Source organism: Acidiluteibacter ferrifornacis, from assembly GCF_009909615.1.
GTDB lineage: Bacteria > Bacteroidota > Bacteroidia > Flavobacteriales_E > Vicingaceae > Acidiluteibacter > Acidiluteibacter ferrifornacis.
Genome location: NZ_WWNE01000012.1, coordinates 222,274 through 235,713, shown reverse-complemented (window position 1 = coordinate 235,713; position 13,440 = coordinate 222,274). Strand labels below are relative to the sequence as shown.

Below are 13,440 nucleotides of genomic sequence, written 5' to 3'. Positions count from 1 at the left end.
AGCATGCAAACGATTAGCCCAACCGAACTAAAAGCTGTGATCAATAACAGCGATATCCAAATCATTGATGTAAGAGAACCTTATGAGTTTGAAGACAATAATATAGGTGGTATCAATATTCCTTTGGACGAAGTATTAAACTCTGTTGACAAGATAGATACCAACAAAAAGGTTATTTTTTGCTGTCAAAGTGGAAAACGCTCTTCGGCAATTATTATGACACTAGAAAGAAAGTTTAAATTAGAAAATCTACATTCTCTTCAAGGAGGTGTAACAGCATTTATAGAGTCATAATTGGACTTCACAGATACAATAGATTGATATGAAAAGAAGTTGGAAAGACTACGCCATCATTTCTTTAAAGGGAATGGGAATGGGTGCTGCAGACATTGTGCCTGGTGTCTCAGGCGGAACTATCGCACTGATAGCTGGAATTTATGAAGAGTTTGTAAATACATTAAAATCTTTCAATTTAGGAGCAATAAAAGCGCTTAAAGAAGATGGACTCAAAGGATTTTGGGCACACATCAACGGAAGCTTTTTGGTAGCATTGGTGCTGGGAATCGGCATTAGTTTAGTAAGTATGGTTAAACTAATCAAATACTTATTAGAAGTTCATCCAGTTTTGATTTGGTCATTTTTCTTTGGATTAATTGTCGCTTCTGCGATTTTTGTAGCTAAAACCATCACCAAATGGAATATCACCAACATCATTGGATTAATTGGCGGAACCGTTTTAATTTATTGGATTACCTCTATAGTACCTGCAGCTACTCCTAATACTTGGTGGGCAGTTCTAATTAGCGGAGCCATAGCAATATGCGCAATGATATTACCTGGAATATCGGGGTCATTTATTTTAGTTTTATTGGGAAAATACGCTTACATCATCGATTCTTTAAGTCAATTTAAATTGGATGTTATTGCTTTGTTCGGTGTAGGATGTGTGACAGGTTTATTGAGTTTTTCGCATTTACTATCTTGGTTGTTAAAACACTACCACAACTTAACAATGGCAATTTTGACAGGGTTCATGATTGGATCATTGAATAAAATTTGGCCTTGGAAAGAAACATTGAGTTACATGACCGACCGTCATGGAGAGCAAAAACCCCTTGAGCAAATTAATTTATTGCCACAAAATTTTGAAGGTGACAATCAATTGGCTTTTGCTGTAGTACTGGCGATTGTTGGCTTTGCATTGATTTTTGTGTTAGAAGGATTGGGCAAGCGATTTAAAAAAGCCTAATCTAATGAGACAATTTGGTTTAATCGGGAAAAACCTCTCCCACTCTTTCTCTAAACAGTATTTCGAACAAAAGTTTGGGAAAGAAGGAATCACAGATGCTTCCTACTCTTTGTTTGAGTTGGTTGAGATTGGAGAATTTACAGCTTTAGTACAAGAGCACCAACTATCCGGATTAAACGTTACCATCCCTTATAAAGAGGCTATTCTCCCCTATTTGGACGAAATAGATGAAGAAGCAAAAGCCATTGGAGCAGTTAATACCATTCAGTTTACAGAAAGTGGTTTAAAAGGCTTCAATACAGATGTAATTGGTTTCAGAAACAGCATCAAGCCTTTCTTAGAAAACATACACACCAGAGCATTAATTTTGGGTACTGGAGGCGCAGCAAAAGCGGTAGCTTATGTATTGGAGAATTTAGGAATCAAGATCACCTACGTTAGCCGAAATCCTAAAGCTGAAAACGAGTTAAGCTACACGGACATCAATAGCTTTGTGATGAAGCACCATTTATTGATTGTAAATACTACGCCGATAGGCACTTTCCCGAACATTACGGAGGCTCCAGAACTTCCTTATGAATACCTGACCGAACAACATTTCTTATACGATTTGGTCTACAACCCTTCTGAAACACAATTTCTACAACACGCCAAAGCAGCAGGCGCTATTGCCATTAATGGGGAGCAAATGCTGAAAATTCAAGCAGAAGAAGCTTGGAAGGTTTGGGAGAAGGGATAGAAACACACCTACATTATTTTTTGTAAATTTGGTGTAAATCATTTCAAGTCATGGATATTCAAACAACAAAATTAGAATTACTTAGAACCATTTTGGAGAATGAGAATGCCGAATTTATCCAACGAGTAGCTGACTTTGTCAAAAAAGAAAAATCAGATTTTTGGGATGAATTGTCACCCAGTGAGCAAGAAGACATTAAAAAAGGAATTGAGGATTTAGACAATGGCAAAAGAATCTCTTATGATTCATTTTTAAAGAAAATCTCATAATGAAGGTGTTCTTATCTGAACATGCTGAATTAAAACTACTTCAATTAAACAGCTACTTATTAGAAAATTGGAATCAGAAAACTCGTGATAGGTTTATCTCGAAACTGACTGAAAAGTTTAATCAAATATCCTATTTACCATACAGCTGCCCCAAATCAAGCAAATTTCAAGGTTTGTATAAATGCGTGGTTACAAAACAAACTACTTTCTATTATCGTGTTTTGACTAGCTCAAATGAAATCGAAGTAATCACCATTTTTGATATAAGACAAAATCCCGAAAAATTAAAAGACAGTCTTAAGTAATTTTCAATATTATCGCCTCCATAAAAGTATTATAGTTTATAAAATAATCCTTAGATAAAATAAATATAATGACAAAAAGATACTTTCATATTCAAAAGAGAAGGGTAGAAAATCAATGGGAGGTTGGTTCAGAATATACTATTGGAAGTAAATTAAACACTTTTTATTCTGAAATTGTTAGCTCTTGCTCACTAAAAAAAGAACTAATAGAAACTTCCAAATCAAAAGTTGAAAATCGAATCCATTGTGACCTAATGAGAGCCAGTCAATATGAAATTATAGCAAATGACATCGCCTCTGAATTATTACAATACATTAAATGGATTCGGGAAGAAATATTTGAAAATATTAGAAAATCACGTTTCCCTGAACTTCCATCTCGACAGCAATGCATTTGGTTATGCACTGAAGAGCATTTAAATTATTGGTTAACCCAAATTCATAATGAAAAAAGAATTTTTGAAGTAAAGTTAATTCAACCTAATACAATACATAAGGCTTCTGCAAGCTATATAAAATGCGATACTTACCCAATCAGTGAGTTTGAAGACTTTGCTGAAAAATATTGGTCGGGAGAAAATTGTGATGTCGAATCTGAAATTCTATTCTCAGGGCGAATTAAACTTCTTTCTGAAGTAACAAATTAATATTAGCACTACTGAATAAGTACTGTATTTCTCATTCATTACAACTATACTGCAGCTGTAAAAAAATGGATCAATCTGGACATTAAAATATTATACGTACACTTTTCTTTCTTGTATTCTGTTCTATTACTTCAATATCTTCTCAATCTATTTATACAGATAAAGTAATTTCTTAAGGTTCTATTGCAGGGTTTTATAAATTGTAAGAATACGAAACCTAGCTGCACGAGTTACAAAATTATATTTCCACATTAATTCTCCCACAAAAAATAATTCCTAAAAACACCCCAAACTGTGATATTTTGGCAACTCATGCGAATAATGGAGTAAATAGACGATTTAACTCTTAAAATATTTATTCATGAGGAACATAAAAAAATGCATCTTTGGGTTGGTTGTAATACTCACACTTTTCTTAGTTATGGGTTGTAGTATTTCCTTAACTCGAAATTATTATTCAAGTCCAAAACAAAAGATCGAATCAAAAAGTCTTGAGTCATCCTTTAAAATGGATCAACTGAATACAGTTAGCAATGGAAAAAAATAATCTTTCTGATTCTTTCATTTCTGTTATTCAAACGAATAAGGGCATCCTTTATAAGGTAGCGAACTCCTATTGCCAAAATAGTGAAGACCGAAAAGACCTTGTTCAAGAAATTATTATTCAACTCTGGAAGTCGTTTGATAAATATGACTCCAATTTCAAGTATTCTACTTGGATGTATCGGATTGCACTAAATGTGGCTATTTCGTTTTATCGCAAGGAAAATAGTCGAAAAACGATTTCCAATCCTTTAACAGATAGCATCATTGATTTTACACACAATGAAATGCAAGATGATAAAGAATCGGATTTAGGACTGCTGCAACAAGTTATTTTGGAATTGAAGCAATTGGACAAAGCGGTCATCTTACTTTATTTGGAAGAGAAAAGCCATAAAGAAATTTCGGCTATTATGGGAATCACTGAAACAAACGTCGCGACTAAGATTGGTCGAATCAAACTCATTATCAAACAAAAAATCACGCAACTCAAAACTCAATAAAATGGAAAATATAGAATTGATCAATATCTGGAAAGAACAAAACAGCAAGATTGAGAAAACACTCCGAATCAATCAAATTCTTTTAAAAGAAACTATAAATACTAAGGCTCAAAATTCCTTAAAGTCGTTGATTCGATTAAAAACGTCAGGAATTATCGCTTTTGTTTTTTACTTATTTTTATTGGGGTACGCTTTAACTTATTCAATAACTAACTACAGTGCTTCGTTGAATTATTTCATTGGCTCTGTTTCTATCATTGCTTTGATTAATGTAAAAGGGTTTGCAGATTACATCAAACACCTCACTTGGACGAATACCATTAATTACGACGGAAGTGTTCTAGAAATTCAGCAGCAGTTATCCAAATTGCAATTGTCGATTATCAATCACTCCAAAATAATGTGTTTACAGTTTCCATTTTTTACCACCTTCTATTTATCCGACAACTGGTTTCCGAATGAAGTTGGTACAGGTTATCTCATTTTTCAGTCTATTTTGACACTATCATTCCTCTATTTAAGCTATTGGCTGTATAAGCAGCACACCATTGAAAACTTAAATAAAGCATGGTTCAGAAACATGTTAGCCGGATCAGGTGGAAAATCTGTTATGAAAGCGATTCAATTCTATAACGAAATGGAAGAATTTAAAAAAGAATAGAATTTTGAATACAAGTCATTTATAAGGGTTAAAAACATTCAATTTATATCCCTATTTTTATAAGAAAGAAATCTTTTCTTTCTCATGAAAATCTGTCTTGCCCAACTAAAATCTACTAAAGGGAATGTTCAAAAGAACATCAAGAATCATATTCGATTGATTAAAAAGGCAATTAAACTGAATGCAGATTTGATTGTTTTTCCTGAATTGTCCATTACCGGTTACGAGCCTGAATTGGCCAAAGAGTTGACTGCGTCAATTGATGATGAACTATTTGATCCATTTCAGAAGTTATCAGATCAAAATAAGATTACTATCGGAGTTGGAATGCCCACTCCTTATAAAGATGGAGTTAGAATAAGTCTGCTCCTTTTTCAACCCAACAAAAATCGGTTAGTCTATTCCAAGCAAATCCTGCATGATGACGAATTGCCCTATTTTGTAGCAGGTAAAAATCAAGAATACATTGTCATTGATCAAACTAAAATTGCTTTTGGAATTTGCTATGAATTATTGCAACGTGAACATTTTATAAACGCTCATAATAACGGAGCTGATATTTACATTGCGAGTGTTGCCAAACCAAATCACGGAATAGAGAAAGCCAATTCCTACTTCCCTTCCATTGCAAAGGAATTTAACACTCCAGTTTTAATGGTGAATAGCATTGGTTTTTGCGACAACTTTATGAGTACAGGCCAAAGTGCGGTATGGAATAAGAATGGACAGCTTTTAGAACAATTGGACGAAACGAATGAAGGATTGATTGTTTACGAAACCAATACAGAAACTACTATAGTTGAACAACTCAATATAAAAAAGGGAACCGTTTCTGATGCTGATAAACTGTTTCAAATTTACTTAGCTGCAAAGGCGGAATTGGAACGAAACTCTATTTTTCAATGGACGGATAACTATCCCACCCAATCCATAATTGAAGATGATTTAAGGAAAGGTTATTTATTTGTACTATCACATGGTAATGAGATTATTGGCGCAATTAACATCAGCGAAATTCAAGAAGCAGTTTATAGTACAGTGAATTGGCAATTTGATGATTCTAAAATATTAGTCATTCATCGATTGGTCGTGAATCCCATTCATCAACGCAACGGTTATGCCACTAAAATGATGGATTTTGCTGAGTTATATGCAATTGACAATGGTTATACTTCTATCCGATTAGATGCCTATAGTCAGAACAAAAAGGTGATTGAGTTCTATAAAAAAAGAGCGTATTACATCCGTGGAGAAGTCCATTTTCCTGAGCGAGAATTTGAATTTTATTGCCTAGAAAAGAGTATTAAATTAATTGAGAATAATTAATTTCACTGTTGTACGACAAAAAACAAAAGTATATCGAATTAAATAGACATTAAAGTGTAACTACATAGTAATAAATGAACTATTCCATAAAAATGAAGATTTCATTTAATTTATCTTAAAATAGGGACTTACTTTTTTTGATTTAGATTTTTCATTTTTTTGTCCACCAAAAAAACGAAACAAAAAAAGCTCGTCCTTTGAATTTTTATTTCCTCCAAATTTTATAAATCCTAAGTTCAGCCGGGTGATCTCCAATCACAGATTGAAGCTTCCCGGTTTCTCTAAGGATTCATTTTATTTTCCAAAAACAAAAATTCAAGGGACAACATAAAATTAGCATTCGTTTTCGATTCAAAATTTTTAATCGGACAATAGTGAATTAATTTGATGACTTAAACAAAACGGCTAAAATGACAATCGAAATCAATCCAAACCGTGACCAGATTCAATGGGAACGAATCTCGGAAATCTTCTTATTAATCAATTGGGGTGTACGAACACCAGAAGACATTAAAGCATCCTTTCTGACCAGTTCTTACATCTGTATCGTCAGAGAAAAAAATGAAATTATTGGTTTTGGACGAACAGTAGACGATGGTAAATATTATGCAAACTTGGTTGACATCGCCATTCACCCCGACTTTCAAGGTCAAGGAATTGGTAAACGAATTGTCGATACCATTACCAAGCAGCTGGTTGGGTACAATTTCATCACTTTAACAGCAACACCAGGCAAAGCAGGATTTTATGAAAAAATAGGATGGCTGAACCAAAAATCGGCGTACCTTTTACCGAAGGATGAAAAACAAATTAAAGAACATTGTGAATAAAGAAAATAACAATTGAAATGAGTCATCAAATTAATCCCATCTCTCCCATCATCAATTCTGATGAATTAATGGAAATACGTACTAATAAAAATCTGGTCTTAGTTGACGCTAGAAGCGGAAAAAATGCTAAATCAGACTATGCTGAAAAACATTTGAATGGAGCAAAACACGTTGATTTAAACCTTCAATTGTCCCACATTAAAGATGCTGCAAATGGCGGTAGACATCCCTTACCTCCGATCAATCAATTTGCGAAAACACTAGCTGAACTAGGTATTTCTGAAGAAAGTCATGTGGTTGTTTACGACGACACCAATGGAATGAATGCTGCAGCACGATTCTGGTGGATGCTCCGATCTATTGGACATGAAAAAGTTCAGGTTGTCAATGGTGGTTTTCAAACGGCGATTAAAAATGGATTTCCGGCAAACGATAAGGAGGTAACCCCAAATAAAACAGAACCTTATACCGCTGACAGATGGCTGCTTCCAATGGCAACAATCGACGAAGTAGAAGCCCACTCTGAGAAAGCAGACTTTGCAGTAATTGATGTCAGAGAATCGTACCGATATAATGGAGAATCAGAACCAATAGATCCAGTTGCAGGTCACATTCCAGGAGCGATTAATGTTCCTTTGGCCAAAAATTTAGACGAAAATGGATTGTTCCGCTCACCTGAAGATATAAGAAAGCTCTATCAATCTATTCTTCAGAATAAGAATGCTGATCGAACTATCATTCATTGTGGTTCAGGCGTAACCGCTTGTCACACTATCTTAGCGATGGATTATGCAGGGTTGGAAATTCCTAAATTATACGTGGGTTCATGGAGTGAATGGTGCCGAAATGATAAAGAGATTGTGGTTGAGGAATAGAGAACCAATCTACAAAAACATAACAATAGTGGAATGAAGTGTATTCTCTACAACAAATGCCTGTGCAACACTCTTTCATAAAGTGCTTCATACTGCGGTAAGATTTTCCCCAGATCAAAACGCTTGGCTTGCTCAAAAGCATCCTTTTTAAAACGATTCAGCGTTTCGTCGTCTTTTAAAATCTTCAAAGCGTTGGCTGACATGTCATCTACATCGCCTATATTACTCATGTAGCCAGTTACATCATCAATATTCACTTCAGGAATTCCACCAGTATTGGTAGAAATGACCGGTGTTTTGGCTGCCATTGCTTCTAAAGCAGCCAACCCAAAACTTTCTGATTCAGAAGGCAAAATAAACAAATCGGCAACAGAAAGCACTCGAATGGTATCGTTCACTTTACCCATCATTTGCAAATCGCCACACAAGCCCAGTGTTCGACACATTTGCTCAATTTTATTCCGTTCTGGGCCATCACCTACCATTACTAATTTAGCTGGCATTTTTGCTCTTATTTGTGCAAACACTTTCACCACATCCGTCACTCGCTTTACTTTTCTAAAGTTGGAAATGTGTATAATGATACGTTCGCCATTTGGTGCAATAGATTCTCTCAACCGATGGTCTATTTTTACCTCCTCATATTGCTTAATGCAAATAAAATTGGGAATAACATCTATCCCATTTTGGATTTTAAAATGCTCATAGGTTTCCCTTTTCAAACTTTCGGAAACCGCAGTCACTCCGTTGGATTGATTGATGGCAAAAGTAATGACTGGCTCAAATGAGGCATCCTTTCCCACTAAAGTAATATCAGTCCCATGTAAGGTGGTGATAAAAGGAATTTCTATTCCTTCCGTTTTCAAAATTTGTTGAGCCATATAAGCTGCTGAAGCATGCGGAATAGCATAATGAACGTGCAATAAATCCAACTTTTCATACTTCACCACATCCACCAGCTTACTGGCCAATACCAGTTCGTAAGGTGGATAGTCAAACAAGGGATAATCGGAAACTCGTACTTCGTGATAAGAGATATTCGCCGTAAACTCTTCTAGTTTTACTGGCTGTCTATAGGTGATAAAATGGATTTTATGTCCTTTGTCGGCCAAGGCCTTTCCTAACTCTGTTCCAACTACTCCGCTTCCTCCATAAGTAGGGTAAAGCACTATTCCGATGTTCATATTTCTATCAATTAGTTGATCATTTTCATTTTAGATGCCTTAATAGCATCATAAATTCGTTCTTGTATATCTGTTCGAATATTTAACTGCAAAAGCTTTTTATTGTTCGCATCAGGGTATACACGATTTGACAAAAATATGTAAACTATTTGTGCATCGGGATCAGCCCAAGCGTAGGTGCCAGTGAATCCAGAATGCCCAAAACTTGCGTAGCTAATGCAATCACAAGTTGGTCCAGGATTTCCATGAAAAGCAGGTTTATCAAATCCAGCAGCTCTTCTATTCTCGTTTCCATTCTTCGGAGCATCGTCTTTACAGAATTGACATTTTGTAAATTCTTTGACCACTGATGCATCGATATATTGATTTCCGCCATAGTTCCCGTTATTCAAATATAGCTGCATCAACTTCGCCAGATCATTGGCATTAGAAAATAGTCCAGCATGACCTCCCACTCCTCCTAGCATAGCAGCTCCTGGATCATGAACATCACCCCAAACCAATTGCCTTCTATACGTTCTGTCATCTTCTGTTGGAATAATTTCAGCTCTATTAAATTTGTTCAATGGATTAAATGTTGTTCTACTCATCCCCAAAGGACCATAAAAATTAGCTTGTAAATAGTCTTCTATCGGCATATCGGTGATTCGTTCAACAATTTCTTTCATGAAATAGTATCCCACATCGCTGTATCGATATTCTTTTTTGGGGTTTACCTTTGCACGATGAATAATTCTATAAAAGATAGTATCTTCATAAGTAGGCGTAATATAAAGGCTATCTGCTACTCTAACAGAAAACTCTGATGTCTGAATCTTACTGTAAAGATCTGACCTGGGTTCTCCACCGCTCAATGTTTTTATGTAAAATGGTATCCATGCTGCCAATCCTGCTTGATGTGCTAAAATCTCTCTTAATTTCAAATCAGCATAATCAGTATTTTTTACCATTCTTCCTAGGTGTTTTCCTAGGTTGTCGTCTAAACTCAGTTGATCTTTCGACACTAAATCCATTACCGCCAACAATGTCGCTGATATCTTTGTTACCGATGCAATATCATATAAGTCGGTTGATTGGATTGGTTGATTGGACTCATAAGTTGAATGACCAAACTGCTTGTCGTAAATAATTTTTCCATCCTTCGCTACCAAAACCTGACAACCAGGATATGCTCCTTTGTTTACTCCATCTTGTGCGATAATATCGATTTGATTCAACAACTCTGTAGACAAACCCAACTCTTCAGGAATTTCCCTGTAAAGAATGTTAGAAGTTTCGTTACTCATTCCTGAACCCTCGGGAAAAGCTTTTGAGATCCCTACTGGCAATTTTCCTTTTGCTGAGCGAGCTCCAAATATGATTTCTGCTGAGATTTGTTGGGCTGCATCTGAGTTTTGATAAGAAATTAAAAATGCATCCATATATTCAGTTGCTAAGCTATTGCGCATTGAATATGGATTCATAAATACGTCCAAAATCACTTTTTTCTTTAATCGCAATACATTTAAAAAGCCTTTTAAGTCCTCTGAAACATCGTACTTCACCCAAGGGTGTTTGTCACTTCTATGCATCCCAATAATAATCACATCATATGGCATCAAACTATCCATCATCGCTTTCTGATCTCCAACAGGAATATCATTTCCTGCGTTGAAAAATTGAACGTCTGCATAGCTAGCAATGCTCTTCTGAAAAGTGGTGACTTCTTTTGAACCGATGGATAAAACCGCAATTCTCTGAGTACCGGTAGACAATGGAATGATGTTTTCATTGCGTAAAAGTGTAATTGAAGCTGCCGTTAGTTTATGGTTCAACGCCTTAAATTTTGGCGTATTTAGGTCTTCATACAATTGATTAAGGTTTGATGGAGCGTATTGATCCAATTCCATCCAATGTTTAGCACGAAGAATTTTCAATACAGAAGCATCTATAGCTTCTACCGTTAAAACACTATCCAACAAGGCTTGTTTAATAGCTTCTACTCCTTTAGCAACGTCTCTAGACAGCAACAAAATATCATTGCCTGCTTTAATCGCTTCTACATCCACTTGTGGAGAAGATAATCTAGCAGCAGCTCCTGCCATATTTAAGCCGTCAGTAAAGGTCAATCCTTTAAATTTTAACTCATTTCTTAGTAAATCAGTCACGACCGATGCCGTTAATGAAGAGGGTAAAGCCGATTCCTTGGTGTACGCAGGAATATTTAGGTGAGCAATCATTACACTTCCTACTCCCTTTTTTATCAGCTGTTTGAAAGGATATAATTCTAAAGAATCTAATTGCTTGGCCGTTTTGTCAATTAAAGGCAGTGATTTGTGCGAATCTGCATCTGTATCTCCATGACCTGGAAAATGCTTAGCAGATGCCAATACTTTTCCATCTTGTAAACCTTGCATATATGCTACTCCCTTGCGAGCTACATTTTCTTTATTCTCTCCAAAAGATCTAGCATTAATTATTGGATTATTGGGGTTATTATTGACATCTACAACAGGCGAAAAACTCACATTCACTCCAATTCGTCGCATTTGTTGAGCAATGTCTTTTCCCATTTTATAAATCAACTCTTCATCTTCTATAGCTCCCAATGTCATTTGCCACGGGTATTTCATCACACTGTCAATACGCATAGCCATTCCCCACTCTGCATCCATTGCAACCATTAATGGCACCTTTGATATGGATTGATAATAATTAGTAAGTTCTGCTTGTTTAAAAATTGAACCCTGAAAAAAGGTCAACCCACCAATGTGATACTGTTGAATCAACTGCTCAACTTCCTTTTTGTTCATTTTCTCATTGGTGTAGGCCGCTACATTGAATAATTGACCAATTTTCTCATCTAAACTCATTGAATTAAGTATCGAGTCAGCCCAAACATGATTCCCTTTTAAATAAGGAATCCTTTTAGGTTCAGCTATTTCTGATTCCTTGGTTGGTAAATGAAAAGAGCTCAACAGTAACAATGAAAAAAGGAAAATTGGCAAGATTGTAAGCCGCATAAAATGGATTTTATAGTGATCGTATTCTAATATAACGAACCTCTAAATTAAAGATTATGCTGCCCGAGGGACTAAGCATTAGCAATACTTTTAAACAGTTGAACGTTTATTAAATCAACTCATTTTGTACAAATCCCAAACCAAAAAATAAAGAATGGACATCACAAAGTAAAATGTTATTCTATTTTAACTTTCTTTGGGAATTGTGAGCTTAACAATTAAAGCAATTGTATGTCATTTCAATTATTGTTTACTTTTAAACTAAAAAAAAGAGAATAATAATTCTTTATTAGTTAATCGGTTAAGTTCAGATGGCAATACTTCAACATTCCGTTCCTGATTTGTTCATTCGAAAAGCCACCTGCATTGATTCTTCCATATTAATGCGTCTAGCAAAAATAACCTTCACTGAATCTCATGGGCATAGCGCACCTAAGGTGGACATTGCTGAATACATTAAAAACAACTATACCATTGAGCAAATAGAGAAAGAACTTGAAGAGGCGAACAATAACTACTATTTACTATTTATAGGTCACAAGGCTATTGGATTTTCAAAAATTTGCATAAATATCCCACACAATTCAGTGGATTCCATAAATATTGCCAAACTAGAGAGGCTATATGTTCTAAAAGACTATCATGGTTTATCCTACGGATACCAACTTTTTAATTTTAACCTAGAGTTATGTAAGAAATGTCGTCAAGATGGAATTTGGCTAAATGTATGGGTAGAAAATTCAAAAGCCTTGGAATTTTACAAAAAAATCGGCTTTAGAAAAATTGGAGAATATTCTTTTAAAATATCGTCGACTCACAGCAATCCAAATCATCAATTGTATCTAAATTTTTGATAAGATTTAAAAATATATCTTCAGGAGTATTTAATGAGTAAATTCGTATAAAACACTGCCAAAGATGTTTTTATTAATACGACTTATCTTGAGGAGAAAACTATTAGAGTTAAGCTAAAAACATTTAATATCTTAAACTGTATCAAAAAATTAGAACAACGAAAAAAGGTTAGGTAAAAACCTAACCTTTAAATTAGTGGGTGGAAGATGGGATTCGAACCCACGACCCTCGGCACCACAAACCGATGCTCTAACCAGCTGAGCTACAACCACCGTATTTCTTTCGTTAGTCAAATAAATATTTTCATTTTTCCTAACGGGTGGCAAATATAAAACTTTTTATTTTACTACTCACTTTTATTAAAAAAAAACATCATTTTTTTTAGCCTAAAAAGAAAGTACTACCGCTTTAAGTTTAACACCCCTCTTTCAGCAAGTCTAACGAATGATTAA

At 35.1% G+C, this 13,440-nt stretch carries 14 protein-coding genes and 1 tRNA gene; 12 read left to right on the top strand and 3 right to left on the bottom strand.

All coding sequences use genetic code 11. The annotated features are described in order from the left end of the window. Window positions 1–3: 3 nt before the first annotated feature. The 11 genes from GQN54_RS13155 (at window position 4) to GQN54_RS13105 (ending at window position 7,947) form a co-directional block, all read left to right on the top strand. Complete coding sequence (locus GQN54_RS13155; RefSeq protein ID WP_160634020.1) at window positions 4–294, top strand: rhodanese-like domain-containing protein; 291 nt, start codon at window positions 4–6, stop codon at window positions 292–294. A 28-nt stretch (window positions 295–322) separates the two neighbouring features. After that, window positions 323–1,249: a DUF368 domain-containing protein gene (locus GQN54_RS13150; RefSeq protein ID WP_160634019.1), complete on the top strand. Its 927-nt coding sequence runs from the start codon at window positions 323–325 to the stop codon at window positions 1,247–1,249. A gap of 4 nt (window positions 1,250–1,253) precedes the next feature. After that, window positions 1,254–1,988: a shikimate dehydrogenase family protein gene (locus tag GQN54_RS13145; RefSeq protein WP_160634018.1), complete on the top strand. Its 735-nt coding sequence runs from the start codon at window positions 1,254–1,256 to the stop codon at window positions 1,986–1,988. A gap of 50 nt (window positions 1,989–2,038) precedes the next feature. Continuing rightward, a complete protein-coding gene (locus GQN54_RS13140) occupies window positions 2,039–2,257 on the top strand; it encodes a hypothetical protein (RefSeq protein WP_160634017.1) in 219 nt (72 codons plus the stop codon). After that, the gene (locus GQN54_RS13135) at window positions 2,257–2,562 is read left to right on the top strand and encodes a type II toxin-antitoxin system RelE/ParE family toxin (RefSeq protein ID WP_160634016.1); all 306 of its coding nucleotides are present in this window, start codon (window positions 2,257–2,259) and stop codon (window positions 2,560–2,562) included. The genes GQN54_RS13140 and GQN54_RS13135 overlap by 1 nt, the downstream gene beginning before the upstream one ends. Window positions 2,563–2,630: 68 nt before the next feature. Next, the gene (locus tag GQN54_RS13130) at window positions 2,631–3,209 is read left to right on the top strand and encodes a DUF2441 domain-containing protein (RefSeq protein ID WP_160634015.1); all 579 of its coding nucleotides are present in this window, start codon (window positions 2,631–2,633) and stop codon (window positions 3,207–3,209) included. Window positions 3,210–3,742: 533 nt separating this feature from the next. Next, entirely contained in the window at window positions 3,743–4,255 is a 513-nt protein-coding gene (locus tag GQN54_RS13125) for an RNA polymerase sigma factor (protein WP_160634014.1), read from the top strand. 1 nt (window position 4,256) lies between these two features. Further along, window positions 4,257–4,916 (top strand): hypothetical protein, encoded by a 660-nt coding sequence (locus GQN54_RS13120; RefSeq protein ID WP_160634013.1) that lies wholly within the window; start codon window positions 4,257–4,259, stop codon window positions 4,914–4,916. An 84-nt stretch (window positions 4,917–5,000) separates the two neighbouring features. After that, the gene (locus GQN54_RS13115) at window positions 5,001–6,242 is read left to right on the top strand and encodes a GNAT family N-acetyltransferase (RefSeq protein WP_160634012.1); all 1,242 of its coding nucleotides are present in this window, start codon (window positions 5,001–5,003) and stop codon (window positions 6,240–6,242) included. A gap of 410 nt (window positions 6,243–6,652) precedes the next feature. Next, the gene (locus tag GQN54_RS13110; protein ID WP_160634011.1) at window positions 6,653–7,072 is read left to right on the top strand and encodes a GNAT family N-acetyltransferase; all 420 of its coding nucleotides are present in this window, start codon (window positions 6,653–6,655) and stop codon (window positions 7,070–7,072) included. Window positions 7,073–7,089: 17 nt separating this feature from the next. Beyond that, entirely contained in the window at window positions 7,090–7,947 is an 858-nt protein-coding gene (locus GQN54_RS13105; RefSeq protein ID WP_160634010.1) for a sulfurtransferase, read from the top strand. A 47-nt stretch (window positions 7,948–7,994) separates the two neighbouring features. Here GQN54_RS13105 and bshA read toward each other — a convergent pair whose 3' ends face one another. Together bshA and GQN54_RS13095 are read right to left on the bottom strand one after the other, a co-directional pair. Then, window positions 7,995–9,131, bottom strand: a complete 1,137-nt coding sequence (gene bshA / locus GQN54_RS13100) for an N-acetyl-alpha-D-glucosaminyl L-malate synthase BshA (RefSeq protein ID WP_160634009.1) — start codon at window positions 9,129–9,131, stop codon at window positions 7,995–7,997. A gap of 11 nt (window positions 9,132–9,142) precedes the next feature. Continuing rightward, on the bottom strand, window positions 9,143–12,133 hold the full coding sequence (locus GQN54_RS13095) for a glycoside hydrolase family 3 N-terminal domain-containing protein (RefSeq protein WP_160634008.1): 2,991 nt from the start codon (window positions 12,131–12,133) through the stop codon (window positions 9,143–9,145). A gap of 311 nt (window positions 12,134–12,444) precedes the next feature. Here GQN54_RS13095 and GQN54_RS13090 point away from each other — a divergent pair, with 311 nt between their 5' ends. Then, window positions 12,445–12,987, top strand: a complete 543-nt coding sequence (locus tag GQN54_RS13090; RefSeq protein WP_160634007.1) for a GNAT family N-acetyltransferase — start codon at window positions 12,445–12,447, stop codon at window positions 12,985–12,987. 198 nt (window positions 12,988–13,185) lie between these two features. Here GQN54_RS13090 and GQN54_RS13085 read toward each other — a convergent pair. Beyond that, window positions 13,186–13,261, bottom strand: a tRNA-His gene (locus GQN54_RS13085). Between the last annotated feature and the right edge of the window lie 179 nt (window positions 13,262–13,440).

Bases quoted from the DNA above. Each gene is read 5' to 3' on its own strand.
- GQN54_RS13135 (WP_160634016.1), top strand. From the start codon at position 2,257: ATGAAGGTGTTCTTATCTGAACATGCTGAATTAAAACTACTTCAATTA.
- GQN54_RS13130 (WP_160634015.1), top strand. From the start codon at position 2,631: ATGACAAAAAGATACTTTCATATTCAAAAGAGAAGGGTAGAAAATCAA.
- GQN54_RS13120 (WP_160634013.1), top strand. From the start codon at position 4,257: ATGGAAAATATAGAATTGATCAATATCTGGAAAGAACAAAACAGCAAG.
- GQN54_RS13090 (WP_160634007.1), top strand. From the start codon at position 12,445: ATGGCAATACTTCAACATTCCGTTCCTGATTTGTTCATTCGAAAAGCC.
- GQN54_RS13115 (WP_160634012.1), top strand. From the start codon at position 5,001: ATGAAAATCTGTCTTGCCCAACTAAAATCTACTAAAGGGAATGTTCAA.
- GQN54_RS13125 (WP_160634014.1), top strand. From the start codon at position 3,743: ATGGAAAAAAATAATCTTTCTGATTCTTTCATTTCTGTTATTCAAACG.
- GQN54_RS13145 (WP_160634018.1), top strand. From the start codon at position 1,254: ATGAGACAATTTGGTTTAATCGGGAAAAACCTCTCCCACTCTTTCTCT.
- bshA (WP_160634009.1), bottom strand. From the start codon at position 9,131: ATGAACATCGGAATAGTGCTTTACCCTACTTATGGAGGAAGCGGAGTA.
- GQN54_RS13110 (WP_160634011.1), top strand. From the start codon at position 6,653: ATGACAATCGAAATCAATCCAAACCGTGACCAGATTCAATGGGAACGA.
- GQN54_RS13095 (WP_160634008.1), bottom strand. From the start codon at position 12,133: ATGCGGCTTACAATCTTGCCAATTTTCCTTTTTTCATTGTTACTGTTG.
- GQN54_RS13105 (WP_160634010.1), top strand. From the start codon at position 7,090: ATGAGTCATCAAATTAATCCCATCTCTCCCATCATCAATTCTGATGAA.
- GQN54_RS13140 (WP_160634017.1), top strand. From the start codon at position 2,039: ATGGATATTCAAACAACAAAATTAGAATTACTTAGAACCATTTTGGAG.
- GQN54_RS13155 (WP_160634020.1), top strand. From the start codon at position 4: ATGCAAACGATTAGCCCAACCGAACTAAAAGCTGTGATCAATAACAGC.
- GQN54_RS13150 (WP_160634019.1), top strand. From the start codon at position 323: ATGAAAAGAAGTTGGAAAGACTACGCCATCATTTCTTTAAAGGGAATG.